This window comes from Parahaliea aestuarii (assembly GCF_008064635.1).
In the GTDB taxonomy this organism is placed as follows: domain Bacteria; phylum Pseudomonadota; class Gammaproteobacteria; order Pseudomonadales; family Halieaceae; genus Parahaliea; species Parahaliea aestuarii.
On record NZ_VRYZ01000001.1, the window covers coordinates 859,679 to 885,724 of the forward strand.

The following is a 26,046-nucleotide window of genomic DNA, read 5'->3' on the forward strand; positions in this document are numbered from 1 at the left end:
AGGAAAAAACCAATGAAAAGACTGCAAGACAAGGTGTGCCTGGTGACGGGCGCTGCTTCCAACCCCGGGCTCGGCTACGCTACCGCGCTGCTGTTTGCGCAGGAGGGTGCGCGCCTGGTTATCACCGATATTGATGAGGCCGGGCTGGCAAAATGTGCCGCGGAAATTACCGAGGCGGGGGGCGAAGTCGTCTACTGGAAGCAGGATGTGACTTCGGAGGCGGAATGGCAGCACACGATGTCCGAAATCGAGAGACGTTTCGGGCGGCTGGATGCCCTGGTCAACAATGCCGGTATCGCCGTGCTCAAGCCACTGGAAGCTTTCACCCTGGCAGAATACGAGCGCCAGATGCAGGTGAATATGACCAGCGTGTTTCTCGGCTCCCAGGCTGGCGTCGCCCTGATGCGCAAAGTGGGTGATGGCGGCTCCATAGTGAACATGTCATCGACCGCGGGCCTGGTGGGTGTACCCGGGGTATCTGTCTACGCTGCCAGCAAGGGCGGCGTGCGACTGTTCAGCAAGACCGTGGCAATGGAAACGGCTGCCGAGAATATACGGTGCAATACGGTGCACCCCGGTATGATCGCCACCAACATGCAATTGCTGGCACTGCGGGACAACCCGGAGCAGTACGAGATCCTCACCAACTCGATTCCCATGCGCAGCATGGGGAAACCCGAGGATATTGCACAGGCCGTGCTGTTTCTGGCTTCCGACGAATCTGCCTATATCACCGGTACTGAGTTGGTGGTGGATGGCGGAATGACGGCGCAATAACAGCGCTGCTGCTGAATGATGCGGCCTATACTACCAGGCGAGGCCGCGGTGCTGGGGCTGACCCGCTCCGTCGCCGCCTGGTGCGCGAAAGCGGGCAATGGTATCCGTACCCACCCGACCATGGATCTCTAATGCGCTTCAGTCCGGCACTTCTACTCGCACCAGTTGGGCGGTGTTCTTGTTGGGAATCCAGATGGTGGTGCGGTCGGTGCCATCCACCACCACGATTTTGCGCGCGTCGTAGTACACCGGCATCAGGTACTGCACCAGTTCACCGGTCGCAGGGTTGAAGCGCAGCAGACGGTCGGAGCCCGTGCTCGACGCCCAGATGCGGCCCTTGCCGTCGGGGTGGGCGTAGTAGGGCGAGATGAAGTCTATACCCAGCGAGTATTCAGTAATCTCATTGCTCTCCAGGTCGATCACCGCCAGCTGGTCGGCAAAGAACTCGGTAAACCAGAAACGGTTGTCACTTGCGAGCCGGCCGCGGCGCGGGTAGGCATGGGGCGTCGGCGTGGGGGTAAAGGTGACCTTGCCACTGGTGTCGGCGCGGGCGATGCCGGAGCCCTCAGGTACGGTGCACAGGAAGTTGCCATCCCGATCCTGGTCCATCATGTAGCAGTAGTTCATCTGGTCGGCGCGATCCGGGTCTTCCGGCTGGTCGAGGCCGCCAAACAGGTCGATGGGCGCACTCAGCTTGCCGGTTTCGAGGTCCAGCCTGTACGCCGCTTCCGGCCAGGGATTGCTGTCTTCCGGCGCCTGCGACAGTCCCGTCGCCCAGAGGGCCTGGTTGCCTTTACGCACCGGACTCAGGAAGGGGTTCTTCCACACCACCGGCAGGTCGAAGATGCGCCAGCGGCCGCTGTCCGGGTTGAACATGGCGTGCTTGTTGCCGCCGACGGCAACCCAGACCCGGTCCTGCGGGTCCACCTGGATATCCTGAACCCCGACGATGCGCTGGGTGCCGGGCGCGGGTTCCGCCGGGTGGAAGTTGGGGGCCTCCCACTCGGAGAATTCCCCGGTTTCGGGATTCAGCCTGCCGATGTAGTCCCAGCCAGTATTGCCGTACCAGACATCGCCCTGTGAATCGACGTCGAGATCGTGGATAACACTGGGTTGGCGCGGAATCGGGAACACAGTCACGACGGCCCGGGTGCCTTCACCGGTTGGACGGGGCAGTGGCCTGAGCCGATAGTCCCAGGTGCTCTTGCCATCGCTCAGGTTGATGGTCGCCAGGTAGCTGGCAATATCGGCGGCCTCGCGCCCATACCACATCAGGCCCTCCAGTGGCTCCGGCGGCGCCGCGATCTGGATTCGCTCCGCCGAGGAGTGGTCGCTCTCGTAGGTCTTCATACGCTGGATCACTCTGAGCATGTCTTCAGCGCTGTGGCCTGATCGCGCCACCCGTTCCAGGCTGTGGCAAAAACCGCAGTTCACCATGTTGCGCACCAGCAGGCTCTTCTGGGCTTGAGAACCCGGGAAGCTGTTGATCCAGCCCAATGAGGTGAGTTGGCTGGCCAGTTGCGAGGGCTCATCCACTTGCTGCAGGGACAGTGACAGCCGGGCGGGAGAGGATACCGCCACCTCCACCTGGTGCTGGCCGGGGCTTAGCTGCCAACCGGCGGCGCGGACGGTGATGGTGTACTGGCCGGGCTGCAGGCGCTGCGCCGGGAAGGTGAAGCGGCCGTCGGGGCCGGAGGTGACCGCCGTCAGCACATCGCTCCCAGTACCCCGCGCAATGACCACGACACCCTCCATGGGTCCCTGGCCGGCGCTGATTACCGTACCGCCCAGGGGCGGGGTACCAGGCTCGACGCCAGCGTGCGCGAGGCCACCGGCGCTCAGGCAGGCCACCAGCAGGCCCCAGGTGAGGAGCCGGCCGTGGCTGGCGACGGCGTGCACTGGTCGGGCGGGGGGTGGCGAATAATGAATTTTGCAGTCAGACATGAAAACCCGCGAAAATCAGTGGAACAGGGCCGCCGGATCGTTTTCCGCAACGATCTCCTGCAACTCGAACACATTGCCGTCCGGGTCTCTGGCGTAGGTGGCCCACACGCCACCGAAATCCTGGGGAGGGGCGTGAAAGTGCACACCGGCTGCCAGCAGCCTGTTATAGACCTCGCCGATATCGGTCACATCCATGCAGATGTGGGTATGCCCGTGATTGCACACCGGACGATCCGGGGCCATCGGCGCCGGCTCGGGTGACGCGAACTCGAACAGTTCCAGGCACAGGTTGCTGGTTTTCAGCATGGCCTGGCGTGCCGAACAGTCATGCAGTGCCAGTACCCGGTCGATCTGCCCAGTGCCCCTGGGCCAGCTGGTTTGCTGTATCTCCTCGAAACCGAGCTGGTCGCGATAGAAGGCCAGCAAGCGGTTGAGATTGGGGGTGGATATCGCTACATGGTGTACGCCGCGGATCATGCTGTCTGTCCTCCATTCAGGTACTTGTCCAGCGTCTGGTGCAGCTGGCGCACCCGGGCCTCCTGGTAATTGCCCAGCGTTTCTCCCGCTTTCATGCTCGACTTGAAGCCGCGCTGCTGGGCGATGAGGTTGCCGGTGTCCTGGTCATAGATGGTGGCCAGCCCTGGGTCAAACCCGGGTACCTCGTGGAAGGACTGGTCGAAGCCCAGTTCCACCGGCTCGGCCGGATCCGGGCGCTCACCGGAGTCTGGCAGCGGCTGCAGGTAGAGCAGGTCAAAGACGGTGGAGTCCGGATCGTTTCCGTTGGGGACAAAGCGGTACACCATGGGGAATAACAACGAGGGGAACAGGCAGGTATTGGGAAACAGGCTGTACTCGATGGCATCGATGGTTTCACTGACGGACAGGGCGGAAAAGTCTTTTGCGAAAGCTTCACCCAGTGTTTTCTTCAGGTGGTCGGCAAACACTTCCCGTGCGCGCCCGCCCTTCGGCACCTGGAGTCTGGAGCTGTCGTCGTAGACACCTTCGACGACGCCTTCTGCCATCAGGGCATCGAGGGTCTGCTGTTCGCTGCGCGGCTCCTGAATGTGCGGGCTGGGAAAGCCTACAAGGTGCACGAAACGCGACACATGGTCACCGTACAGGTCGTACTGGGTGTTGGCATCACCGACCGTGGCCACCCCCTGGGGGTGGGTTTCCAGCACGTGGAAGGATTCCAGGAAGGCCTCGATGCAGGCTTTCCAGTTGGCTGGCAGCAGCTTGCGCACATGCATGGCCACGAATTTGTCTTCGAGTTTCCAGCTGGCGAAATGTTCGGGGATCACGCCGAGAAAATCCTGCAGCGAGCCCGCGTTCTGGTCGAAGTTGATGAACACGAATCCCCCCCAGGTATCGACCCGCAGTTCCGGCAGACAGAAGTTGTCCGAGGTGACGTGCGGGAAGTCCCACTGGCAGGGCACCTCCTTCAGCTGTCCTTCGAGCGTCCAGGTGAAGCCGTGGAACGGACAGCGTAATTGCTGGCTGCTGCCGCAGGAGCCCGAGGGCTTGAGCTGGGTACCCCGGTGCAGGCAGGCATTGGGGTAGGCCTTGATGGCGCCATCACTGGTGCGAACCACCAGCACCGATCGCTCGCAAATGTCGTAGACGAAGTAGTCACCGGGTTCGGGGATGTCCTCTTCCCGGCAGGCCCACTGCCAGGTCTTCATCCACATATGCTCCACTTCCGACGCGAAGAACGCGTCTGAGGTGTAACGTGTGAAGGGGATATCCTCGTTACCGAGAAAACGGTAGGACTCAGAGAGAATGTGGGCGGGCGCGCCACCGCGATCTGCGGCGATAATTTCGCGGGTGCTGGCTCCGGGGCAGCGGGCTTCACCGGGGCGGGACTCGGACATTCCGGGTGACTCCTGTGTTTCGATAGTCGGTTCTTTTATGACTTTGCTTTATCGATAGCAGGGCGCCCCTTTGCTGTATCGGGGCCGCCCCTATCATGGCAAAGTAGCAGCCCTTCATATTAAAAACAAGCAGGATGGTGTTTTTTGTGATAGCCTGTCGCGACAGTGTTTGTGTATAACCAATACGTATAAGGAGCATGTCAATGCCATTCAGCGGACCTCTTGAAGATCGGGTGCAAATCCGGGAGTTACTGTCCAGTTACTGTGATGCCGTAAACCGGCGTGATGGCAGGGCCTGGGGCGAGACCTGGGCGGAAGATGCTGTATGGGAATTGCCTCACCTCGATATGGACAATGTCGTCGGGCGGGAAGCCATAGTTGCAAGCTGGGAAGAGGCGATGAAACTGTTTCCTTTCGTCAACATGATGTCCGAGGCGGGCTCCATCGAGGTGGAGGGCGACCGGGCCACCATGCGCAGCTATACCTCAGAAGTGGCGGTGATGCAGGATGGCAAGGAGATTCGCCCTGTGGGGCGCTACGATGACGTGTGCGTACGCCGCGATGGCCGTTGGCAGTTTGCGCATCGCATTTTCACCGTATTGCACGGCGAATAGTAAAGTTTGCGTGGGGCTCCCGTCGCGGAGCCCAGCCGGCCGGGTTGGCAGGGTCAGACGCCAGGCAGGCCCGCGGTGGCACCGCCATCGATGACCAGTTCCGAACCGGTCATGAATCTTGCGTTGTCGGTTGCCAGGTAGATAACCAGGGATACGATTTCCTCGGTGGAGCCCAGGCGTCCTACCGGTGCAACGCTTTCCAGGAGTTTCCGCGCTTCTGCGGGGTTGGGAGCCTGGTTGATAGCGCCCTTGATCAGCGGTGTCTCTATCACCCCGGGGTGGATCGAGTTGCAGCGGATGTTCAGTTTCTGCTTTGCGCAGTGCACTGCGACAGACTTCGCCAGCAGGCGCAGAGCCCCCTTGGTGGTGGAATAGGTGACATCCCCGGCCAGGGCAAGAATGCCGTTTATCGAGCTGTTCAGCACGATTGAGCCGCCTGACCCCTCCGGGTTTTGCCTCATCAGGGCAATGGCATGTTTGCAGGTGAGCATGGCGCCGGTCAGGTTGACATCGACAATGGAGCGCCACGCATCCAGTTCTACCGTTTCGATGTCGCTGTCTCCAATGTGTATGCCCGCGTTGGCAAAAGCGAGATCCAGCCGCCCGAGTGAGCGGACCGCGGCGCTTACCTCCGCCCAGCCTGCGGCATCCTGTACCCGGTGTTTGACAAACTGCGCACCGGTTTCGGCCGTGATGCGCGCCGCGGCCTCTTCATTGCCGCCGGTAAAGACGACCTGGGCACCTTCGGCGACAAGACCCCTGACGGCGGCTTCCCCGATGCCATTGGTACCGCCAGTCACAAGGGCGACCTTGTTCTTCAATTGGCCTGTCATATAGCTGTATACCTTATTCGTGGCGAGTGGATAGTTGGGATTGTCGGGCTTGATCCGGTTGCCGGGCGCCAGGCTGTAGGGCCGGAGCCTAGCATTCAATCAATAAAAAAACAAGCTAGACTGTGTTTATTGTGCTTGCAAGACCGGCCTGTCTGTACGCATCCTCGACCATTTCCCCAGAGGAAGCAAAACGTTCAGTAGCTGTCGTTGTCGGTCAGGCGAACCAGCAATTTACCCCGGTTGGCGCCGGTAAAGAGACGGCGGTAGGCATCGACCGTACTTTCCAGGCCTACCACGACATCCTCTGCAAATTTCAGCCTTCCCTCGTCGAGCCAGCGGCGGAGGTCTTCCAGTGCGGCCGGGAAGCGATCAACATAGTTGGTTGTCAGCAAGCCCCTGACGGTGGCGCTGCGGGCCAGAACCTGCCAGTAATTGAACGGCCCCGGTACCGGGCCGCTGGTGTTATACGAGGAAATAGCGCCGCAGAATACCACCCGGGCGTACTTGGCAAGATTCATCAGCGCCGCATCGAGTATCTCGCCTCCCACGTTGTCGAAGAAAATATCGACCCCCTCGGGGCAGATTGTCGCGATGGCGCTGTCAAGGTCGGCTTCGGCGCGGTAGTTGATATAGCCGTCGAACCCCAGCTCATCGGTCAGCCAGCGCCCTTTCTCGTCGCTGCCTGTCAGCCCTATGACCCGGCACCCCTGAATCTTCGCGATCTGACCTGCAATCGAGCCGACCGCCCCGGCGGCAGCGCTGATCAGTGCGGTCTCTCCGGGCTTCGGCTGGCCGAGTTCGAGCATGCCGAAGTAGGGAGTGAGCCCCATCGCGCCACTGAAGATGCTCAGGTGGTAGTGAAGGGGGAAGGCTTTTTCCTGATCGACTTTGGTCAGTAGGTCGCCAGCGGTGCAGCTGTAGTCCGCCCAGGTATTGGCAGCCAGGCCGAGCGCAAAATCGCCGGGCTGGTAGTCGGGGTGGCGACTGCTGACGACCTCTCCCAGTGTTGTGCTGCGGATCGCCTCGCCAATGGCAATGGGTGGCATATAGCTGACCTTGTCACTCATCCAGTCACGCTGGGCAGGGTCGAGCGACAGATAGAGGTTCCTGAGCAGAACCTCCCCGTCGTCCGGGCGGGGTGCAGGTACCTCGCGAAGCCGAATGTCCTCGCCTGTCGGGATTCCCTGGGGGCGTTGGTGCAGGTACAGCTCGCGATTCGTCGTCATAAGGTGCGCCTCGTGAGGGGTTGGTGAATGCTGTTTTCAGAGCTTAACAACAGTCAATAAAAAAGCAAGCATGCTTGACTTTTATATTTCCGGAACCTAGTCTGAACGCCACACAATAAAACCTCATCATATTGGAGAGGGCCCGCTATGCCAGTGATCGAAGCTTCGCACGACTATACCGTTAATGCAGAATCCATCTGGGGGCTGCTTGTGGACTTCGGGAATATTGAGGCCTGGTGGCCCACCTCCGGGCCGGTCAGGATCGCCCGTGTTGAGCTGGAGGGTAAAGGCGTCGGCATGGTTCGCCATATTTTCAACGAGGGGATGCCCGCGCCCGTGAGCGAGCGTCTGGATGGCCTCGATGAAGACTCGCTGACCTGGCAGTTGTCGATTGTGGGCGAGCGTCCGGCCGGACTGTTGCAATATCAGGCCACCGGGACGCTCGCTCCGCTGCCTCGGGGCGGATGCAGAATGGCCTACCGCGGTGAATTCGAGGCCGCACCCGGGCGGGAAGAGGAGGCTCGCGAGTTCCTCAAGGGAGCCTATGCTTTGATGTTTGATGGCCTCGAGCAGGCTACACGGCGCTGATGCCGGTGGAGCTCACCCTGTGGCCGGCTTGTGTAAAAACGCACGGGTTTGCTGATCAGTTGGCGGCCGCGGCCGAAGCCGGATACCACACACTTGCCATGGGCCCTTTAACCTACAGGAAGCTCCTGCAGGAAGGCTGCTCTCCCGCAGAGATACGCCGTATGGCACGGGATCACGGTGTCAAGCTTGGGCACTATGACGGTTTTGCCCGCTGGGCTCGCTATCCGTTCGCGCAGGGTACGCCGTCGGCGGCGAAGGAGGTGTTTGCAGACTCCGTGGATGAGTGCCTGCAAACCTGCCAGGACCTTGAATTGGCAGCGATTTGTGCCACGGGGGTTTACGACCCGCTGGAGGCAGAGCAGTCCTGTCTGATTGATGACTTTGGCGAGTTCTGTGAAAAAGCAGCCCGCTGCGGTGTTCAGGTGGACCTGGAAGGTATCCCGATGTGGGGTGTTCCGGATCTCGCTTCAGCCTGGGCGATCGTAGAAGGCTCCGGGTGCAATAATGCGGCCGTGCTCCTGGATAGCTGGCACTTTTTTCGCGGTAGCGCCGACTGGGAGCTGTTGCGTGCTATGCCTGCCGGCAGTATCCGTACTGTACAACTGGCTGACGCACGCGAATTGCCACCCGAACGCAGCCTGTTGGAGGATTGCCTCGGTTACCGTCTGCTTCCCGGCGAGGGGGATATACCCCTGAAGACACTGCTTGGAATCTTGAAGGATAAAGGTGGCATTTACAGTTTCGGGCCAGAAGTGTTCTCACACGAACTGGATGCGCTAGACGCGAGAACGGCCGCGGCCAGATGCGAGCGCGCAACGCGCAAGGTGATATCAGCTGTATATTCAGCGGCCGGTGGCACGCCGGCCGCTGACAACGATTCAAACATAACAATGGAGTAAGCAGGATGATCGCAATAACCGCCCGTGCAGAAATTTCATCTGCCGATGCCGACGCCTTTGTTGAGGCTGCCCGGCAGATCGTGGAACCCACATTGAAGGAAGCCGGATGTCAGTGGTACGCCATGGCCCGGGATATCTGCAATTCAAATGTTGTCTGGATATCGGAGCAATGGGAAAGCCAGGAGCATCTCTTCGCTCATCTGCGCAGTGCCCATATCAGGCAGTTTATGGAGAAAACCGCCTCCCTCGAGATAATCAGCCTTGAGCCGAGACAGTACGAGGTTACCTCGGTCGGTCCGGTCCAGATGCCGGAGGATTGAACAATGAGTGTAGAAGCCAAAGCTGCCGTTGCCGCCATCCCTGAAGCGCTGGCGGAGTGTTACAACCGGGCTGTCGAGTCCATGATGGACCATGTCGAGAACGGCACCACTGACATGGCCGAGGATGTCATGCGGGTGCCCTATGAACAGTATACGGACCCGGATGTATGGCAGCGCGAGATCGATCTCATATACAAGCGTTTACCGATCATGGTCGGGCTTTCCATTGAGATACCCGAGCCGGGTGACTTTAAAACCATCGAAATGCTGGGCATGCCGCTTCTTGTCACCCGGGCATCGGACGGAGAAGCCCGGGTCATGCTCAATGTCTGCAGCCACCGGGGAATGAAACTGACGACCGAGGGTTGCGGCCACGCTCGTCTGTTCACTTGCCCCTATCACCGCTGGTCCTACGGCCTGGACGGTGCCCTGAAAGGGGTGGCGGAGTACAAGAAGTTTGGCGATGTGGACAAGGCAACGCTGGGTCTCACGCAGCTGTCCTGTCATGAGCAGGGTGGCATGATATTCGCGGTCCTCACCCCGGGCCTGGAGGTCGACTTCCAGGCCTTCCTGGGCGGAATGATTGCCGATGTGGAACAGAAGCACTTCGAGAACTGGCACTTTTGCGGTAGACGCGAGATTTTTGGTGGAAACTGGAAAGTTGCCTACGACGGTTATCTGGAAGGTTACCACTTCGCAGCAGCTCACCCTGAGACCATTCATCCGCGCACCTATTCCAACATCATGCACTTCGAGGCTCATGGCCCCCACATTCTGATCGGGTTTCCACAGCGCAGCATCGATCAACTGCGCGACGTTCCGCGAGATGAATTGTGGAAATACGAGAATAACGGTTACGACTTTATCCGGACTTTCTTCCCCAACATTTCCATTTTCGTGGCACCCGAGATCACCCAGGTGGCACAGTTAATCCCCGGGCCGACGCCCGCTGAAAACCGTACCATCCTCTATTTCCTCAAGCCGGAGCCGCCGGCCAACGATGAGGAAAAGCAGGCCACTGAGACCATGGTCGACTGGCTGCAGTCCGTTGTTGATCGGGAGGACTACCAGGTGGGATTGCAGGTCCAGCGAGGGTTGGAGTCCGGTGCCCACGACAGTGTGATTTTTGGGCGCAACGAGCGAGGTAACCAGTATTTTCACCGCTGGTTGGACTACTACCTCGCAGGGGAGGCCGACGCCCCACCCCCTGAATTATAGATATACAGTAAATACACCGCGGCAAGACCAGTCGGGCTGGAGCCCGGCTGGTCTTGTCCGTGGTATGTCACTCCTGCAATGCCCCCTCCCGGAGATGCCGGAACTCAGAGACGTAGGATCAGTTTGCCGGCGTTGCTACCGTCAAAGAGCTTGAGGAACGCGCTGAATGTGTTCTCAAAACCATCGACAATTTCTTCCCTGAACTTGATCTTGCCTTGTTCCACCCATTCGCCCATCTGGGCAATACCCTCGGGGAAGCGGTCGACGTAATCGCTGACCAGGTAACCCTGCACGGTCACACTGCGTGCCAGGATCTGCCACCAGTTGTAGGGACCGGGCACTGGCTCGGCGCTGTTGTAACCCGAGATGGCTCCGCAGAAGACGATGCGGGCGCCACTGTTGAGATTCAGTAGTGCTCCGTCGAGGATTTCGCCACCCACATTGTCGAAATAGATATCGACGCCTGCCGGGCAGGCCCTGGCGATGGCGTCGGCGATAAGACCGCAGGTCTTGTAGTTGATGGCCGCGTCAAAGCCGAGTTCGGAAATGATCCAGTCGCATTTTTCATCGGAGCCGGCCAGACCGACGACGCGGCACCCGGCCAGTTTGGCTATCTGTCCGCCTACAGAGCCCACAGCGCCTGCTGCCGCGCTCATCAGCAGCGTGTCACCGGGCTTTGGCTTGCCGGCGTCCATTACGCCAAAGTAGGGTGTCAGGCCCACGGCACCGAGGATGTTTGCGTAGTAATGCAGTGGAAAGCGGTTGTCGTCCTGTACCTTGCTCAGCATGGCGCCGGGCACGGTCGAAAACTCTTCCCACGCTCCCATGGCCACCACTTTGTCTCCCGGCTGGAAATCTGGATCAAGGCTTTCGACGACTTCGCCTACGGTTGTGCTGCGTACCGGAGTGCCCAGTTCGATGGGGGGCAGGTAGCTGGGTGTGTCGTCCATCCAGCCGCGAATGGCGGGGTCCAGAGAAAAATAGGCGTTGCGCACGCGGACCTGTCCCGCAGCCAGGGGGGCAAGAGAATGCTCTTCGAGAACGACGTCGTCGGTAGTAGGGGTGCCCGCGGGTCGTTGATGCAGGATAAACTGCCGGTTTTTGCTGGTTTGCATGTCAGTAGCCTCTGATTATTTGGCGGGCCTTGGCAGGCTCCGGGGTGGGGTCGGCGTTTTGCATAGTGGCCAGTCTATGCGTCCTGACATAAAAAGCAACCATGATTGTTTTCGTTTTTCTCCCGGACTATAATCGCGCTCTTCAAGAACCGCCTCTGCCCCTCCTGCCACAGCGGTCAACTTGCTGTTGGCAGCGCATTGACTGAAAGGAAAACACCATGAGCTATGACATCAATCGCCAGTGGGTACTCAGGGAGAGGCCTGTTGGCCTGGTCGGGCGCGAGCACTTCGAATGGCGTGAAGGCAAAATTCCCGAGCCGGATGACAATGAGATTCTGGTCAGGAACCATTATGTATCGTTCGAACCTGCCCAGCGAGGCTGGTTGAATGATGTGCCGAGTTACGTACCCCCGGTCAGGATTGGCGAGGTCATGCGGTCGGCCGCAGTGGGGCAGGTGGTGAAATCGAGAAACCCTGATTACCAGGAAGGGGAATTCGTAACCGGTACCTTCGGTTGGCAGGACTACATTGCGACCGACGGCGCGGGTATGTTCCCGATTGCCAGGGTGGGTGAGGTGTCCAGCATCACCTATCCCCTGCATATTTACGGCATCACCGGAATGACGGCTTATTTCGGCATGATGGAGTATGGCAAACCGGTACAGGGTGAGGTTGTCGTGGTGTCCGGAGCGGCTGGCGCGACCGGCTCAGTGACGGGGCAGATTGCCAGGCTTCATGGGTGCACGGTCATTGGTATCGCCGGCGGTCCGGAGAAATGTCGCTGGTTGACCGAGCAGGCCAATTTTGACCACGCCATCGACTACCGGAATGAATCTGTGGCCGAGCGCCTCAAGGAACTGTGCAACAACCGGGTCGACCTGTTCTTTGACAATGTGGGTGGTTCCATACTGGATGATGTACTGGGCAATCTTTCCCTTAATGCGCGGGTTGTCCTGTGCGGTGGAATTTCATCGGGCTATACCGCCGGTAATTTGCCGCCCGGGCCTGCTAATTACATGCAGCTCGTTATACGCCGCTCGACTATGTGTGGATTCCTGGTGCTGGATTTCCTGGACCGCTTTCCGCAGGCAATAGAGCAAATGAAGGCCTGGGTGGGCGCCGGAAAGATTCACGTGGAGGAAGATATCGTTGAAGGGCTGGAAAATTGCCCGGAGACATTGGCCGGTCTTTTTCAGGGCAGGAACTTTGGCAAGCAGTTACTGAAAGTGACTCCGGCCTGAGCGGATACAGCGATTCGCTTGCGTGCAGTCGTCGCAATTCCTTTAAAAGCAGTCGCGATTGTTTTTATTGTGAGGGCGTACTATACTCAGGCCATTACATCGATAACAGGGAGTCAATCCGTGGAAAATTTCCAGGCGGTATTTGCTGCTGAAGAACTGGATAATAACACCGCCAGGGCAGTAGACGTCGATGGCGTCAATGTCCTCGTATGCAATGCTGGCGGAACATTCTACGCCGTCATCAATCAGTGTACTCACCAGGCCTCAGAACTGGAGGGTGGGCGCATTCGCAACTGTTTTATTTCCTGCCCGCTACACGGTGCCCGCTTCGATCTGCGAGACGGTTCCACCAAGGGGCAGCTGACTCAGATTCCGCTGACCACCTACCCGGTACGCGTGGTCGATGGGCAGGTGGAAGTTGCGGTTGACTGATTAGTCAGGACTGCATGACGTGGCGGCCGGCGATATGGCCGAAAGTCAGGGCCGGCCCAATGGTGCCGCCCGCGCCCGCGTAGGCTTGCCGGGTCGGGCTGGAGATGCAGTTACCTGCACCATAAAGGCCGGGTATAGGGCTGCCATCCGCGGCCAGTACCTGTGCGTGTTCATTGATGACGGGGCCGCCGCAGGTGTCCAGCGCTCCGGCGGCAAGGATGAAGGCATAGTACGGGCCCTGCTCGCTGAACGGGTGCATGACCAGGCTGGGCATTGGATTGACGGGATATTCAGTGTCCTTGCGGTGGCTCGAGAACAGTTCGTGCCAGTCGCTGTCGTACTGGTGCTTGCCGCGCTGGAATTCAGTATCCATCCCTTTTCTGGCGTACCCGTTGAAACGCTCGACGCTGTCCTGCAAGGCATCCCGGAAAATCGGGTCCAATGTGAATCCGCCGCTCTGGTCCGCTACGCCTGCCAGTCGTGCGGCGATGTTTGCGGTCAGTTCATCCCATGTGTCGCCCTTGATCAGGTAGCGCGAACCCGCGGGGCTTGAAGGTAGCGGAAAATTCCCGCCGAAGGCGTCGAGGCTGCGGTGATCAAAGACCATGAACTGCAGCTGATTTGGGTATTCTTCCCGGGTCGGATCATAGTAGAAGTGAGTGCGGGTACGGTCGTTGTAGTTGCGCTTCTCGTTGGTGACGCGGCGGCCGTAGCGGTTAACGACAATCATCGAGTCCCCGGGCAGTACGAAGGCGCCAAGGCCCAGTTCCCTGTCGCGCAGGGCTTCTTCGAACAGGACCTGGGTGCGCCAGGCCATGTGTAGCGCTCCCATCTGTGCTCCCACAGCGCCGGCCATGCCAATGAAATCGCCTGTTGACCCGGGCAGGGCGCAGCTACCATAGAGGGCCGTCTGGTGCAGGCTGACCAGGTCGGTGTTGTGGGCGTAACCGCCGGTGCCAAAAACCACGCCCTTGCGGGCTTTGAAGTTTAGCGTGTTGCCTTCGTGGAGCACTTCCACACCCACCACGCGGTCAGCGGCCATAATCAGCCGCGTGACCGGGTGCTCTGTGAGCATGGGGACACCCTGTGACTTGAGCCAATTTGCCAGCGTAACGGCCAGGGAGCCGCCACCAGCGCTGGCACCTGCCCCCGAGGCCGGTTCGATACAGCGTCCACGGGGTACCTTGTTCTCTGGCAGGTGGTCTGCGTAGTCCGGGGGCACCTTGTCCACGTGCCACATTCTGAACTGCTGGAACTTGACGATGTCGTTGTCCTGCAGAAATTCGATGGCTTTGGTGCCGTTGTCGTAGAAAGCTTCCAGCAGGCGGTAGTCGGATTCACGTAAACCCAGAGTGGGGCTGTTGGGCGTATATTGCTGGGGGTAGGCGTAGCGCGCGAGGTAGCGCAGGCAATCAAGCTTGTCGTCGTCTATCCCCTGGGCGCGCAGAATCGGGTTGTTCGGGATCCAGGTGACGCCGCCCGACTTCGCGGTAGTGCCGCCCAGCATTGGCAGTTTTTCCAGGATCAGTACCGAGGCGCCGGCGTGGCTTGCCACAGTCGCGGCGGAACAGGCGGCCGCGCCACTGCCGACGCAGATAACATCGACTTCACGCTCCCAGTGAATGCTGTCCATTGCCGGGTGCGCCGGGCGCGCGCTAACGCCCAGCACGGCTGCTGCGCCAGCTCCGGTGAGCAACTGGCGGCGGCCAATTCCGGTTTGATGTTTCTCTCCCATGGCCTTTATTTCCTTTATCGGGGGATGGATGAATTGAGTTTTCGCCGCTCTCTATGATTCAGAATCCGGCGTATACCAGATAGGCGATGAATAGGCCCGATCCTGTACCGTCATCGGTGCTTTATCGGGCATGGTCTTGTCGAAATAGGCCGCGTCGTAGGCGTTCCAGCGGGGTTTGGTGATCTCGAGTACCCGCACGTAGTAGAACGCGGCCTGCCCTGGCTCAAAGTCGGGGTCGGTCCAGACCGTCGCGAGGCTGGCCGCGCCGACACTGTTCCTGTAGGTCGCATTGGCGACATCTGCGGTGGTGGGAAGCGGCGGCACCTTGCCGGTGTCCGGATCGGCGTGGCGTTCGTCTGACAGCGCCACGTTGTAAACCCGCTCGTGGGACTCTCCCGCGGCGTCCAGCCAGCCTTTAACGATCTGGATTCTGTCGAGATTGGCGCCATCGGGCTCTTTCTCAGCCACAACGAGGAAGCTGGGAGGGGGCGTGGTGCCGCCCTGCGGTAGCAGATCGCCCCCCATGGGAACGCCCTGCTCATAGGCAATGTCTGCGTAATCGGGGCGCTCGTAGAGCGCCGGGTCCATGTTCCAGGCCCCGAAGAAGCGCAGGCGAATCCTCGGCCCTGTCGTGCCGTAGACCTCCTTGCGCCTGAAGGCGTCGAAAATCGCTTCCCGGGTATTGTCGGTGGCCCACACGGCGGCGAGACCGGATGCGCCGAGTTCCCAACTCTCCTGCAGCACATGGGCCATCCTGTTGGTGGCGCGATCTGGCGCGGGCTCCGACTCCAGGAACTTGCCGAAGAAGTTATCTTCCGCCGTGGTGGACAGGGCCGTGTGCGAGTCGGTGCTGCCTATCATGCCGAATTTGAAGGGATTGGTGCCGGTCTTGTCCTGGTGGCGCAGCCCTTCGCGCAGCGCGGAGCGAGCGTACTCGTAGCGCAGCATCCAGGGTTCCTTGTCGGCGGTGAGGGAGATATTGCCCTGATCCCAGGTTTCGAAATCGGCAAATTCATCGGTGGGAGAAAGGGTCGGATGGGTTTCACCGTCCCCCTTTACCTGGGTTACCTCGTACACGGGTTCCCAGCGACTGCGTGTTTTGGCGTAGTCGCTGTCCAGGGCTTTGCCCTTCAGCGTTTCCGGGGCGAACATCCGCCCGTTGCTGACATTGCCATTGTGGGCGATGGCCAGGACCTGGCCACCGGTTTTCTCTTCATAGTCGGCAAGCGACTGCCACAGGTCTTCCGGGTCGGTGCTTTCTTGAGAAGTGAAAGGGAGTTGCCGGGTTACCGTATCTGCATCGTCGCGGTAGAAGACCACCCGGTGAAGATTGTCGCCGCTGATCATCGAGGTCCATTCATAGCCGATCAGGGTGGTGAACATGCCGGGCTGGTTGAACTGGTCGGCGATATCGGCGACCTCCATCCAGGTACTGTAAACAAAGGCCTCGGGCGTCTTCAGTGCATCATCGCTGGACTGAACCGCACTCCCAAAGGCGCGGACGAGTTCTCCGAGTCGCTCTTCCGCCAGCATCGCGGACCATTCATCCCCTACCGCCCAGCCAGCCAGCGCTTCGTCTTCTCGAGCAAGCCCGCGATAGACGCCGAGGTAGTCACTGTGGTCGGTGACGGCGAGAAAGTCGAGGGGCGCCCGCAATCGCGCCTGCATGCCGTTGTCGGCAGTCACGGCCTCGCCACGGGCAAAGCGGTAGCTGTCCTCGGGGCCAAGCCGGGTACCGTTGATAAAGGCGTCGGCGGAAAGCGCGGTGTGCAGGTGGGTGTCGCCCCAGTACAGCTGCGTTGTACCTTCGCGTGTGGGCGGGGAGTAGGCCTCGTCGCTGTGGGTGAAGGCTGTGTGGCATAGCAACAGTGCAGGCAGCAGCAGTGTGCGTTTCTTGAATCGATGCATTGCGGTAAATCCCTCATGCCGTCCGCAGGGCCACCCTGTTGCTCACTGGTTGGCGGTCAGTAGTGAAGCTGCGGTGTTTTTATCATTGACTTCATCAGTTTATATTCGCATATAAAAAACGTCAATGATGGTTTTAAAGTGGGCGGTCCTGTGCGATGATCAAGGCCCCCGGAAATAAGAAAATGCGAGGAGTGAGATCGCGTGATGGATTTTGAGAATCGTGTGGTGCTCGTCACGGGGGGCGGTGCCGGGCTTGGTGAAGCCTGCGCGCTTGAGTTTGCCGCCCAGGGAGCCAGGGTCGCAGTCGCCGACTGGTCCGCCGAGTCCGCGGAGCGGGTCGCCTCTCGTATCAATGATAACGGGGGCGAAGCAATCGCCCTCGCGATTGACGTCTCGCGTGCCGATCAGGTAGACGAGATGGTTAACCGCATCCTCTCGCCCTGGGGGCGCCTCGACGTGGCGGTGAATAACGCCGGTGTCTCTGCGCCGATCAAGCCCCTGGCGGAAACCGAAGAGGACGATTACGAACGTCTGATGGGGGTGAACCTGAAAGGGGTCTGGTTGTGCATGCGAGCGGAGTTGCGCCAGATGCTCAAGCAGGGAGGCGGCAATATTGTCAACATGGCGTCTGCGCTGAGCAAGCGTGTATTCCCGGGCGCCTCCTTCTATGTCGCGAGTAAATTCGCCGTGGCAGGCATGACGCGGACCGCGGCACTGGAGTACGCGGAGCAGGGCATCCGCATCAATGCGGTCTGCCCTGGCAATGTGCGCACGCCTCTACTCGAGAGTACCACCGATGCACAGACTCAGCAGATCCTGGCCGGGCTGCACGCCATGAAGCGTATGGGTACACCGGAGGAGGTCGCACAGGCGGTACTGTGGCTCGCCTCGGGCAGGGCGTCCTTCTGTACCGGTAACCTGATGTCGGTGGATGGAGGCTGGACTGCCGGCTAGCCCCATAGGAGCACCGCTTACAACCGTAACCCAGGCTTGCTGGAGGCCACCAACATGACGCCCCGACTCTTCCCCATCGCCCCCGCCTTTCTTTTGCTGGCCGCTCTGTTGCCCTTTGGCGCCAGTGCCGCATTGGCCACCCCCAGTGTTGTTGTGTCGCCGTCGCCAGAGGCGCTTGCCCGCACTGTGGCCCGTCAGGAGATTGAGTACCTGCGGCGGCAGTACGCTCGGGCGACCGACCTGATAGGACTCAATACGCCTGAGGGCATTGCCGAGGGGCGCGCGATCTACCGGCGTATTTTTGCAGCGGATGCAAAAATCGCCGCAACCGAAGGTGGCAAGACGGGATTTTCGGCCACCGGGCCGGATGCCTGGGTGGAGGTGGCTGCGAAAGCGCTTGCCGTCTTCGCTACCACACAGCACATGATCGGCACCCAGCTGGTGGAAATTCACAGCCTGCCCGATGCCGACGGCAAGGGTGGCGAGGCCTCGATGACCAGCTACCTCCAGGCCTGGCACGACGATCCTGGCCGGCTGGTGGATATCTTTATCGGTACCTACCACGATACCGTGCGCTATACGCCCGGCGTTGGCTGGCAGATTTACGCCATGGAACTGGAGCGGGTTGCGGGGCAGGTGACCGAACGTTAGTGGCGGCGGGACAGTTGAACTGACATTCCTGCTGGTGGGACCGAAGCGAATGCTTTCAATCCCGGCGGGGTAACCCGGCTGGACGATTTGGAAGAGTTTGTGTATTCAGGCGGCATTGCCTCCGTCGACCATGTAGACGCCACCGGTGCAGTAACTGCTGTCGTCGCTGGCCAGGAAAAGCATCAGCTTCGCGACTTCCTCCGGCGTACCGTAGCGACCCATGGGCACGCCGGCGGTGAAGGCTTCGCGCACCTGGTCGGTGTTGTCCTTGTCGAACCCGGACTCGATGGACTCAATCATGCGGGTGGCTACCGGCCCGGGGTTGACCGTATTCACGCGGATATTGTCGGCAGCGCCCTCTTTCGCTGCGCAGCGCATGGTGCCGATGACGGCGTGTTTGCTGGTGTTGTAGGGGCTCATGTTGGGCATCCCCTGGACGCCGGCACCGGAGGAGGTGATGACAATACTGCCGCCGCCCTGGCGGCGCATGGCCGGCATGGCGTACTTGATACCCAGCCAGACACCGCGGACATTGACCGCCAGCACTTTGTCGAAAGCTTCCACCGGGCAATCCTCGATGGATTGGATCGGGCCGACGATGCCAGCATTAGCAACGTAGATATCCAGCTGGCCGAAGTGCTCAACGGTACTCGCAACCGCACGTTCCGCCTGCTCGGGTTGCGTGACGTCCACCACAACACTGGCGGCCTGCTCGGCGCCGAGTTCGGCGACAGCAGCTTCCAGGGCTGCCTGGTCGATGTCTGCCAGCATAACCCTGGCCCCTTCGCCAACGAACAGTTTCGCTGCCGCCAGGCCAATGCCGCCGGTAGCGCCGGTGATCAGTGCGACTTTATTGGTCAGTTTCATCAGGCTGTTTCCTCATTTTTCTTTGCTTGCGATGTTTACGGGTTGTACCAGATAGGCGACGTGTAGGCTCTTTCCTGGGTTACCATCTCGGCGTCTACAGGGGCTTCAGTGCCAAAGTGGGAAGCGTCGTAGGCGGTCCAGCGCGGCGTGGGGATTTCCAGTACCCGTGCGTAATAGAACGCGCGTTCCTGCGGGTTGAAATCCGGGTCCTGCCAGACGGTGGCTAATTGCACCGCACCGAATTCATTGCTGTAGGTGGCCGAGTCGACGTCCACGGTATTCTTTACGGGTTGGGCTTCTCCCGTCGTGGCGTCTACCACGCGTCCGTCGGACAACGCCACGTCGTAGACTTTTTCATGCACCTCCCCGGCGCCGTCGAGCCAGCCCTTGATGACCTGTATGCGATCCAGGTTGGCTCCCCGGGACGCTTTCGAAGCCACCAGCATAAAACGCGGGCTTGCGCCCTGCGGCGGGTCGCTCAGCTTGCCCCCCATGGGCACACCCCGGATGTAGCCCGCCCGGTGATAGTCGGGCCTTATCAGGTCGTTCGGCGTGAAATCCCATCCGCCGAACAGTCGCACACCGATTCTCGGCCCGGTCGTGGCGTAGACCTCCCGCCGTTTCATGGCGTCAAAGATCGCTTCGCGGCTATTGTCGGTGGCCCACACGGCGGCCAGGCCGGAGGCCGCCAGCATGGAGTTGGGCCAGGTCAGCCACTCCATGTTCGAGCCGATGCGTTTGTCGGAGGGCTCGGACTCGGGAAACTTGCCGAAGAAATTGTCCTCGGCGATAGCGGGCAGGCCCGTGTGCGCATCGGTGCTGCCAATAAGGCCGAACTGGAAGGGGTTGGTCCCGAGATTCTGCTCGTGTAGCAGTCCCTGCTTCAGGGCCGGGCGGGCGTACTCGTACTCCAGCATCCAGTCCTCCTTGGGCTGGCCACCGCCTTCTCCCGCGGGGAAGTTGCCGGTATCCCAGGTCTCGTAGTCGGCAAAGCCGTCATCCGGCGAGAGCGTGGGATGGGCCTCGCCATCGCCCTTGATCTGGGTCACCTCGTAGAGGGGCTCCCAGCGGTTGCGGGCGCTGGCGTAATCGGCGGACAGAGGGTTGCCCTCGAAATTCTCCGGCGCGAACATGAGTCCGTTGCTGAGGTTGCCGTTGTGGGCGATTGCCAGCACCCGGCCGCCGGTCTCGGCTTCGTAGTCAGCCAGGAAGCGCCAGAGATCTTCCGGGTTCTGGCTGTCCACCGCGGAGAAGGGCCGCATCTGGCCGGCGGTCTCGGCATCGTCCCGGTAAACGACTACCCGGTGCAGATTGCTGAAGTCGGGGCTCGAACTCCACTCGTAGCCGATCAGCGCGGTGAAGCGGCCAGGCTCGTTGAATGCATCGGCGGTGTCCGCGATCGACTGCCACATCGTTTTCTTGGTGGACTCTGTCACCGGGTCCTTGTCGCGTCCGACTATGGTTTGCTGGAATTCAGCAAAGGGTGAGGTGACATCGCCTCTTTTCAGGAACTCGTGCCAGCGCTTGCCGAGTTCCGTTTCCATAAACCAGGGTTCCCCGTCGGCCGCAGCGGCGAACAGGCCGATAAACTCAGCGTGGTCCGCCACTACCAGGAAGTCGAGCGGATCCCGAAGCGCCGCCTTTACTCCGGTCGAAGACGTCACGGTCTCCCCGCGGGCAAAACGATAGGCCACTTCGGGTGTGAACTCACGGGTGCCGCTCATGAACGCGTCGCCGGAGAGGTTGGTGTGCAGGTGGGTGTCTCCCCAGAGCAGTTGATCGGGGAATGCCTGGTCACGCACCGCGGGCGAGTAAGAGGTGTTGTCCGTCGCCAGGGCAGTGGTACAGGTGATCAGTGCTGCGGCGAGTCCCTGCAGACAATTCCGATGATTCAGCACAGCTCTCTCCTTTCGTTCTTCATTCTTCAGTATGGTCGACCGGCATGACCGGTGGCGGCAGCCATTCACGCTCGAGTATGGCCCGTTCGGGTATGTACAGACGCATCATCAGGTAGAACTCGCCCGCGGGTGCCGGCAACCAGTTGACTGCTGACGTGTCCGGGGCATCGCGCTGAATCCGGATATCGATCGTGCCGTCGTCCCCACTGACCAGTCCCGGCGTGCGGTCACCTATGGTGTAACGGCCGATCGGATTCTCCACCAGGTAGCCGCTGTCGTTATACAGAGTGATGGACCAGAAGCCCTTCACGGGCGGCAGGGCGTCAGCGGGGAGCGAGATGCGATAGTGCTGATCGCCGTGCAGTGGCTCGCCATTGGCATCCAGGCGGGTGATCGGGTAGATGGCCTCTTCGGGCACGGTCACGTAGATCTGGTCCCTGGCGACCGCCGCACGTAACAGGTAGTCGGTGCCGAAACGCGAGCCCAGGTAATTGATCGTCCATCCATTGTGGTTGCTCCCCAGGTCGCGGGAACGTCTTGCTATCAGTTCACTCGCGTCCCGAGCGGCGCGTTTCATGGCATCCAAGGTGGCGTTTTCCAGCCCCTCGATATGAAACGCCTGGGCACTCAATCCGATTTCTTCGAAGGAGCGCAGCAACGATTGTTCTTCCGCGGCAGGTATCCAGTCCCGCAGTACGTTGCCAAGCTGTGCATAGAGCTGCAGATAGTGGCTAGCGCTTTCCACTCCCGCGGAAAGGCGGGTCTGGTCTGGTACTGACGCCGGCGCGGGCTTCCCGGCCAAGTAGCTATCCAGGGGGCGCATGCGAATCCGGTCCTGCAGGCTGTGGACGATCCGGTAATCCTCTTCGGTACCGCTGGTGAGTATGCGGCCGGCAAAATTCAGGTACCGCGTGGCGATACCAATGGCCAGCATATCGTCGGGCACCGGACCGTCGTAGAGCGGGCCGTGAATCAGTACCGTGGGGAGCTGGCTGCCATGGGTCCTTTGCCCAATGGTATCGGCGGAGGAAGAGTCCGCGTTGTAAATTGAGAAGGTGTAGTAGCGGTCACCGAAATCCGGGGCTTCCAGTACCCAGGCCTCGTCCTCGAGATCAAACCAGCCGAAACTGTACAGGGTATCGTGGTTTACCCCTACGCCATTGCGAAATTCCGGGCCAAATAGTTCGCGGGAGTGGTTCAGTGTGTTTAGCGGGCCGGCGGCACTTGGTTGTGCACGCTCCACGTAGGGATCGTCGGGATTGGTGTGTGCCATGCGGATGGCGGCGGCCTTGACCAGCGGATAGCCCCAGATATAGGCGCGCAGCGCCAGCCGGTAGGGGTCGTCAGTTTCACCCGCGAAAATGGCGTCGTTGCTCTGGTAGGTCATACCGGGCGTGGAACCGATATCTTCTGCGGCGTTACCGACCTGCCCGAAGCAGGTCAGCGACAGTGTGAACGCCAGCAAGGCGGTCAGTCCGGGGCGTGTACGAATCGGGGTTGTGTGTTCCATCGCTGATTCCTCTGGTTACAGGACCTGGACATTCAGTAATGTCCAATGCAGGGCGTGGCCAGGCTGTACTCGCGTATTGTGTCCATTGAAAAAAAGGGCGCCCGGTCCGGGCGCCCCTGAGGGCCTCAGAAATAGAGGCGTCCCTGGATGGCTACAGTCCTGCCGATGTCGTTGTGCCTGAAGAAGCTACCGGGTGACAGCGGAACGTCGTTGCCCCAGTGGAAAGTCGTCTCGTCATTGAGATTCCTACCTACCAGGGCGATCTCCCAGCCAGCCGACAGGTTTTCCAGTGCCGCTCTCAGGTCAAACTTGTAGAAGCTGTCCTGGAGCAGAGTGGGGTCGAGATCGTTAGCGACGAAGAATTCGTCGGAGAACACGACATCTGTGGCCAGGGTCAACAGGTAGTCTGAGGAGATTGGCTTTTCCCACGTGAGGTTGAAGTGGCCCGAGTACTCGGGCGCAAACTGCAAATCCTCGCCAGAGAGGTCATTGACACAGAGCTGACCGGTCGGTGTAGCCTGAGTCTGCTGGAAGTTGCACTGCGCGCCGGGGAAGCTGTCATAGGTCGCGTCCAGGTAGCTGAAAGCTAGGGAAGAGGTCAGCTCATCGGTGAGTGCCCAGACGATTTCGACATCGACGCCCTGGGAAACGGACTCTGCGGCGTTGCCGACGTTGAAGTTCGCCACGCCATCAAAGGTGCTGACCTGCAGGTCCGAGTATTCGTTGCGGAAGATCGAGACGTTCAGGGTCATGGCGCCGTCAAGGAGCTGACTCTTGCTGCCGAGCTCCAATGCATCAACTTCCTCGGGTTCGAACTGGAGTTGGTCGAGGTCGCCGGTGGCCAGTCCGAGGTCGAACCCGCCGGCCTTGAAACCCTGGCTGTACTTGGCGTAAACCAGGTGATCGATTGTCGGCGTCCACTCCAGGATCACCGCCGGTGAGAAGTCATTGTCAGTGCGCTCGTCATTGATCACAAAGGCGTTACCCAGTGCTCCCAGCGAGGGAATGGGCAGGCGGTCTGTGGTTTTCAGCGCAGAGAAATACTGCTCCATATCCACTGACTTCTCGTCTTTGGAGTACCGGCCACCCACGGTCAATCTCAGCAGATCACTGATGTTCCAAGTAACCTGGCCAAAAGCGGCGAACGACTCACCTTCCTGCGTGGTAAACGTAGTCCGTGATATACCCGCATCACTGAGGTTGAAGTTATTCCAGACCTCCAGTTTGTTATCCTCATAGTAGACTCCAGCTATGTAGTCGAAGGTCTGCCCGAGGGGCGAGGTCAGGCGCAGCTCCTGGCTGAAGTTTTCATATTTCTCGTCGCGGTTCGATCCCAGTGTATCGAGATGGGTATAGTCGACGTCCAGGTAAAAATCGTCATCGTGATCGGTGTAACCGGTGATCGAAGTAATCTGGTGCTCGCCCACGTCCCAGTTGACAGTAACGCCCGCGCTGAAGGCCTCGAAGTCCTCGGACCCGGGGCCGCCGTCGCTGTCTTCAGAGAAAATGGTGGTCTTGCCGTTGAAACGACAGTCGTCGACACCGGCAACAGTCTGTGCCAAGGTGGGGCTGCACCTCACCAATTCAGCCGGCTTCTCGCCGATCTGAAGATCGGAGTAGGTCAGCTTGCCAATGACTTCCAGAGTGTCGGTCGGATTCCACACGGTGCTGAGCCGGGCTACCAGGTCTTCCTGCTCTTGCATTTCGTCGCCGGTAAAGGTGTTGTCGATCCAGCCGTCCAGTTCGGAGGCGCGTACGGCAAGGCGGGCACCGAAAGTGTCGCTTAGCGGCCCGCCATAGGCGGCTTCCACCGTTTTCTCGTTGGTCTCGATTTCGTAGGTGGCGTTGACGAAGCCTTCGGCTTCCAAACCGGGGTTCCTGGTGGTGATATTCATGGCTCCTGCGATGGTGTTTTTTCCGAACAGAATGCCCTGGGGGCCTTTCAGTATCTCAACCCGCTCCAGGTCGAGGAATCCGGCTTTGCTGCTGCGACCGCGGCCGTAGTAGAGCCCGTCGATAAACATCCCTACGGATTGCTCAAAGCCCTTGTTGACACCGGACCCAACGCCGCGGATGAAGATCTGGTCCTCGCCGGTTCCCTCGGTCACCATGACGGTGGGCGTGTACATGGTCAGGTCGTCGAGGCGCTTTATGCCGAGGTCCCCGATTTTCTCGCCGTCGATGGCAGTCACGGCCACAGGTACATCCTGCAAACTCTGGGCCCTTTTCTGGGCCGTCACGATAACTTCCTCCAGTTGGGCTGCGAGCGCCGGCGTTCCCGCGAGGGCGAGTAGGGCTCCGCCGGACAGGCTTTTGAGCCAGGTCGAGTGCGTGGATAGTTTCGGGGTCTTGCGACGATTCACGTTCATGGGGTCACCTGTTTGTAACGTTATTGGGTTGACTCTGTACCGCTTTTGGATTGTTCAACGTCAGGTTGGGCCCCTTTCGCGACACAGCGATTTGGGCTCGGGCACGTTGTATTAATAGCTAGCTGCTTTCAGGTCTGGGGCGACCGTGTGTTCCGGCTTCATAAGGCATTCCCGCGAATTGGCTGCTGCCTGCTAATTATCAGTTCTAAAATGTACCAAACAGTTCATTCAAATAAAAGCAGTTATGTATGTTTTTTTGATTGTAAATAGTTGGCTGCGACGGGCTGTCAGGTGATACTCATGAGTCTCCGTCTAACTGAAATGGGTGAAAATCTGTGGCCAGAACGCAGCCTCGTCGCCGGGCGCCGAATCAGCTCTCTTCAGAGCGAGAGCAGGAGGTGCTGGATGCTGCGCGGGAAGAGTTTTTTGAGCGCGGGTTGGGCAAAGCGACGATAGAGCGGATCGCCCGGCGCGCCAATGTAACGAAAGTCACGGTTTATCGTCGCTACGTCGACAAGTACGCGCTCTTCGAGGCGGTTATAGCCGATGCCGCTGAGAAGCTATTCGCTGACCTGTCCGGTTTGCAGTTGAATCCCGATACCCCGGGTGAAAGCCTGCGCAAGGCGGCGGAGGCGGTCAGTCGCACCTATCAGTCGCGAGTGCATATTGAGGTTACCCGGTTGATGATTGCCGAGACACCGCGCCACCCCGAGGTCTGTCAGCAGGCGCGTGCAAAGATGATTGCCGTTATCGGTGGCGATTTGCGGCCTTTTTTTCAGGGATTGTCTGCTCGTGGGTGGATGGAAGAAAGTGTCGTACAGCACGCTGTGCTGACGTTTATCCTGGTATTTTCAAAAGGATTTCGCCCGCTGTTCGGCGTGTCTCTTGGTGAGGGGGGAGAGGCGCGACAGTTCGAGGCAGACCTCGCAATGTTCGCTCGGGGTTATGGCATCCCGTATCGGTCTTTCCCCGAGAATCCCGGGTTCTCCGCATCAGTCGGGTAGCGGGTGTTGTTCATCGGTTCGTCAGCTGGTGTGCTGGCACGACGATCCGGAACGCCTGCTGGATATCTTTTT

Annotated in this window: 23 protein-coding genes; 11 read left to right on the forward strand and 12 right to left on the reverse strand. The window is 59.9% G+C overall.

Annotated elements, in window-relative coordinates; all coding sequences use genetic code 11:
* The first annotated feature begins 12 nt into the window (after positions 1–12).
* On the forward strand, positions 13–777 hold the full coding sequence (locus FVW59_RS03910) for an SDR family NAD(P)-dependent oxidoreductase (protein ID WP_148062893.1): 765 nt from the start codon (positions 13–15) through the stop codon (positions 775–777).
* Positions 778–915: 138 nt separating this feature from the next.
* Here the strand turns inward: FVW59_RS03910 and FVW59_RS03915 are convergent, their stop codons facing one another.
* The 3 genes from FVW59_RS03915 to FVW59_RS03925 are packed head-to-tail and all read right to left on the reverse strand — an operon-like array spanning position 916 to position 4,592.
* Positions 916–2,721 (reverse strand): carboxypeptidase regulatory-like domain-containing protein, encoded by a 1,806-nt coding sequence (locus FVW59_RS03915; protein WP_148062894.1) that lies wholly within the window; start codon positions 2,719–2,721, stop codon positions 916–918.
* Between the two features lie 15 nt (positions 2,722–2,736).
* On the reverse strand, positions 2,737–3,198 hold the full coding sequence (locus tag FVW59_RS03920; RefSeq protein WP_148062895.1) for a VOC family protein: 462 nt from the start codon (positions 3,196–3,198) through the stop codon (positions 2,737–2,739).
* Positions 3,195–4,592, reverse strand: coding sequence for an aromatic ring-hydroxylating oxygenase subunit alpha (locus FVW59_RS03925; RefSeq protein WP_148062896.1), 1,398 nt, complete (start codon positions 4,590–4,592; stop codon positions 3,195–3,197). The genes FVW59_RS03920 and FVW59_RS03925 overlap by 4 nt, the downstream gene beginning before the upstream one ends.
* A 203-nt stretch (positions 4,593–4,795) precedes the next feature.
* Between FVW59_RS03925 and FVW59_RS03930 the strand changes: the two genes are divergently transcribed.
* Positions 4,796–5,206 (forward strand): nuclear transport factor 2 family protein, encoded by a 411-nt coding sequence (locus FVW59_RS03930; protein WP_148062897.1) that lies wholly within the window; start codon positions 4,796–4,798, stop codon positions 5,204–5,206.
* Between the two features lie 53 nt (positions 5,207–5,259).
* On the opposite strand, the gene FVW59_RS03935 is transcribed toward FVW59_RS03930, so the two are convergent.
* Both FVW59_RS03935 and FVW59_RS03940 read right to left on the reverse strand, forming a co-directional pair.
* Positions 5,260–6,039 (reverse strand): SDR family oxidoreductase, encoded by a 780-nt coding sequence (locus FVW59_RS03935; RefSeq protein ID WP_148062898.1) that lies wholly within the window; start codon positions 6,037–6,039, stop codon positions 5,260–5,262.
* Between the two features lie 194 nt (positions 6,040–6,233).
* A complete protein-coding gene (locus tag FVW59_RS03940; RefSeq protein ID WP_148062899.1) occupies positions 6,234–7,265 on the reverse strand; it encodes an NADP-dependent oxidoreductase in 1,032 nt (343 codons plus the stop codon).
* A 147-nt stretch (positions 7,266–7,412) separates the two neighbouring features.
* Here FVW59_RS03940 and FVW59_RS03945 point away from each other — a divergent pair, with 147 nt between their 5' ends.
* The 4 genes from FVW59_RS03945 to FVW59_RS03960 are packed head-to-tail and all read left to right on the forward strand — an operon-like array spanning position 7,413 to position 10,290.
* Positions 7,413–7,853 carry an SRPBCC family protein gene (locus FVW59_RS03945; RefSeq protein ID WP_148062900.1) on the forward strand — a complete coding sequence of 147 codons (441 nt, stop codon included), beginning with the start codon at positions 7,413–7,415 and terminating at the stop codon, positions 7,851–7,853.
* The gene (locus FVW59_RS03950; RefSeq protein ID WP_148062901.1) at positions 7,853–8,752 is read left to right on the forward strand and encodes a sugar phosphate isomerase/epimerase family protein; all 900 of its coding nucleotides are present in this window, start codon (positions 7,853–7,855) and stop codon (positions 8,750–8,752) included. The genes FVW59_RS03945 and FVW59_RS03950 overlap by 1 nt, the downstream gene beginning before the upstream one ends.
* A 5-nt stretch (positions 8,753–8,757) precedes the next feature.
* Entirely contained in the window at positions 8,758–9,072 is a 315-nt protein-coding gene (locus FVW59_RS03955; RefSeq protein WP_148062902.1) for a putative quinol monooxygenase, read from the forward strand.
* A gap of 3 nt (positions 9,073–9,075) precedes the next feature.
* A complete protein-coding gene (locus FVW59_RS03960; RefSeq protein ID WP_246139615.1) occupies positions 9,076–10,290 on the forward strand; it encodes an aromatic ring-hydroxylating oxygenase subunit alpha in 1,215 nt (404 codons plus the stop codon).
* 104 nt (positions 10,291–10,394) lie between these two features.
* On the opposite strand, the gene FVW59_RS03965 is transcribed toward FVW59_RS03960, so the two are convergent.
* The gene (locus tag FVW59_RS03965) at positions 10,395–11,405 is read right to left on the reverse strand and encodes an NADP-dependent oxidoreductase (protein ID WP_148062903.1); all 1,011 of its coding nucleotides are present in this window, start codon (positions 11,403–11,405) and stop codon (positions 10,395–10,397) included.
* Positions 11,406–11,623: 218 nt separating this feature from the next.
* Between FVW59_RS03965 and FVW59_RS03970 the strand changes: the two genes are divergently transcribed.
* Positions 11,624–12,646, forward strand: a complete 1,023-nt coding sequence (locus FVW59_RS03970; RefSeq protein ID WP_148062904.1) for an NADP-dependent oxidoreductase — start codon at positions 11,624–11,626, stop codon at positions 12,644–12,646.
* A gap of 120 nt (positions 12,647–12,766) precedes the next feature.
* Positions 12,767–13,078 (forward strand): Rieske (2Fe-2S) protein, encoded by a 312-nt coding sequence (locus tag FVW59_RS03975; RefSeq protein ID WP_148062905.1) that lies wholly within the window; start codon positions 12,767–12,769, stop codon positions 13,076–13,078.
* Between the two features lie 4 nt (positions 13,079–13,082).
* Here the strand turns inward: FVW59_RS03975 and FVW59_RS03980 are convergent, their stop codons facing one another.
* Entirely contained in the window at positions 13,083–14,813 is a 1,731-nt protein-coding gene (locus FVW59_RS03980; protein ID WP_148062906.1) for an FAD-dependent oxidoreductase, read from the reverse strand.
* Between the two features lie 51 nt (positions 14,814–14,864).
* Complete coding sequence (locus FVW59_RS03985; RefSeq protein WP_148062907.1) at positions 14,865–16,721, reverse strand: DUF3604 domain-containing protein; 1,857 nt, start codon at positions 16,719–16,721, stop codon at positions 14,865–14,867.
* 204 nt (positions 16,722–16,925) lie between these two features.
* On the opposite strand from FVW59_RS03985, the gene FVW59_RS03990 reads away from it, so the two are divergent.
* On the forward strand, positions 16,926–17,675 hold the full coding sequence (locus FVW59_RS03990; protein ID WP_148062908.1) for an SDR family NAD(P)-dependent oxidoreductase: 750 nt from the start codon (positions 16,926–16,928) through the stop codon (positions 17,673–17,675).
* Between the two features lie 54 nt (positions 17,676–17,729).
* Complete coding sequence (locus FVW59_RS03995) at positions 17,730–18,326, forward strand: nuclear transport factor 2 family protein (protein WP_148062909.1); 597 nt, start codon at positions 17,730–17,732, stop codon at positions 18,324–18,326.
* A 105-nt stretch (positions 18,327–18,431) separates the two neighbouring features.
* Here the strand turns inward: FVW59_RS03995 and FVW59_RS04000 are convergent, their stop codons facing one another.
* From FVW59_RS04000 to FVW59_RS04015, 4 genes are all read right to left on the reverse strand, one after another.
* Positions 18,432–19,193, reverse strand: coding sequence for an SDR family NAD(P)-dependent oxidoreductase (locus tag FVW59_RS04000; RefSeq protein ID WP_148062910.1), 762 nt, complete (start codon positions 19,191–19,193; stop codon positions 18,432–18,434).
* 35 nt (positions 19,194–19,228) lie between these two features.
* Positions 19,229–21,091, reverse strand: coding sequence for a DUF3604 domain-containing protein (locus FVW59_RS04005; RefSeq protein WP_246139616.1), 1,863 nt, complete (start codon positions 21,089–21,091; stop codon positions 19,229–19,231).
* 19 nt (positions 21,092–21,110) lie between these two features.
* Positions 21,111–22,601: a DUF1254 domain-containing protein gene (locus tag FVW59_RS04010; protein WP_148062911.1), complete on the reverse strand. Its 1,491-nt coding sequence runs from the start codon at positions 22,599–22,601 to the stop codon at positions 21,111–21,113.
* A gap of 125 nt (positions 22,602–22,726) precedes the next feature.
* Complete coding sequence (locus FVW59_RS04015) at positions 22,727–24,970, reverse strand: TonB-dependent receptor (protein WP_148062912.1); 2,244 nt, start codon at positions 24,968–24,970, stop codon at positions 22,727–22,729.
* A 398-nt stretch (positions 24,971–25,368) separates the two neighbouring features.
* On the opposite strand from FVW59_RS04015, the gene FVW59_RS04020 reads away from it, so the two are divergent.
* Entirely contained in the window at positions 25,369–25,974 is a 606-nt protein-coding gene (locus FVW59_RS04020; RefSeq protein ID WP_187275741.1) for a TetR/AcrR family transcriptional regulator, read from the forward strand.
* Positions 25,975–26,046: the final 72 nt, after the last annotated feature.

Bases quoted from the DNA above. Each gene is read 5' to 3' on its own strand.
- FVW59_RS03910 (WP_148062893.1), top strand. From the start codon at position 13: ATGAAAAGACTGCAAGACAAGGTGTGCCTGGTGACGGGCGCTGCTTCC.
- FVW59_RS03915 (WP_148062894.1), bottom strand. From the start codon at position 2,721: ATGTCTGACTGCAAAATTCATTATTCGCCACCCCCCGCCCGACCAGTG.
- FVW59_RS03920 (WP_148062895.1), bottom strand. From the start codon at position 3,198: ATGATCCGCGGCGTACACCATGTAGCGATATCCACCCCCAATCTCAAC.
- FVW59_RS03925 (WP_148062896.1), bottom strand. From the start codon at position 4,592: ATGTCCGAGTCCCGCCCCGGTGAAGCCCGCTGCCCCGGAGCCAGCACC.
- FVW59_RS03930 (WP_148062897.1), top strand. From the start codon at position 4,796: ATGCCATTCAGCGGACCTCTTGAAGATCGGGTGCAAATCCGGGAGTTA.
- FVW59_RS03935 (WP_148062898.1), bottom strand. From the start codon at position 6,039: ATGACAGGCCAATTGAAGAACAAGGTCGCCCTTGTGACTGGCGGTACC.
- FVW59_RS03940 (WP_148062899.1), bottom strand. From the start codon at position 7,265: ATGACGACGAATCGCGAGCTGTACCTGCACCAACGCCCCCAGGGAATC.
- FVW59_RS03945 (WP_148062900.1), top strand. From the start codon at position 7,413: ATGCCAGTGATCGAAGCTTCGCACGACTATACCGTTAATGCAGAATCC.
- FVW59_RS03950 (WP_148062901.1), top strand. From the start codon at position 7,853: ATGCCGGTGGAGCTCACCCTGTGGCCGGCTTGTGTAAAAACGCACGGG.
- FVW59_RS03955 (WP_148062902.1), top strand. From the start codon at position 8,758: ATGATCGCAATAACCGCCCGTGCAGAAATTTCATCTGCCGATGCCGAC.
- FVW59_RS03960 (WP_246139615.1), top strand. From the start codon at position 9,076: ATGAGTGTAGAAGCCAAAGCTGCCGTTGCCGCCATCCCTGAAGCGCTG.
- FVW59_RS03965 (WP_148062903.1), bottom strand. From the start codon at position 11,405: ATGCAAACCAGCAAAAACCGGCAGTTTATCCTGCATCAACGACCCGCG.
- FVW59_RS03970 (WP_148062904.1), top strand. From the start codon at position 11,624: ATGAGCTATGACATCAATCGCCAGTGGGTACTCAGGGAGAGGCCTGTT.
- FVW59_RS03980 (WP_148062906.1), bottom strand. From the start codon at position 14,813: ATGGGAGAGAAACATCAAACCGGAATTGGCCGCCGCCAGTTGCTCACC.
- FVW59_RS03985 (WP_148062907.1), bottom strand. From the start codon at position 16,721: ATGCATCGATTCAAGAAACGCACACTGCTGCTGCCTGCACTGTTGCTA.
- FVW59_RS03990 (WP_148062908.1), top strand. From the start codon at position 16,926: ATGGATTTTGAGAATCGTGTGGTGCTCGTCACGGGGGGCGGTGCCGGG.
- FVW59_RS03995 (WP_148062909.1), top strand. From the start codon at position 17,730: ATGACGCCCCGACTCTTCCCCATCGCCCCCGCCTTTCTTTTGCTGGCC.
- FVW59_RS04000 (WP_148062910.1), bottom strand. From the start codon at position 19,193: ATGAAACTGACCAATAAAGTCGCACTGATCACCGGCGCTACCGGCGGC.
- FVW59_RS04010 (WP_148062911.1), bottom strand. From the start codon at position 22,601: ATGGAACACACAACCCCGATTCGTACACGCCCCGGACTGACCGCCTTG.
- FVW59_RS04015 (WP_148062912.1), bottom strand. From the start codon at position 24,970: ATGAACGTGAATCGTCGCAAGACCCCGAAACTATCCACGCACTCGACC.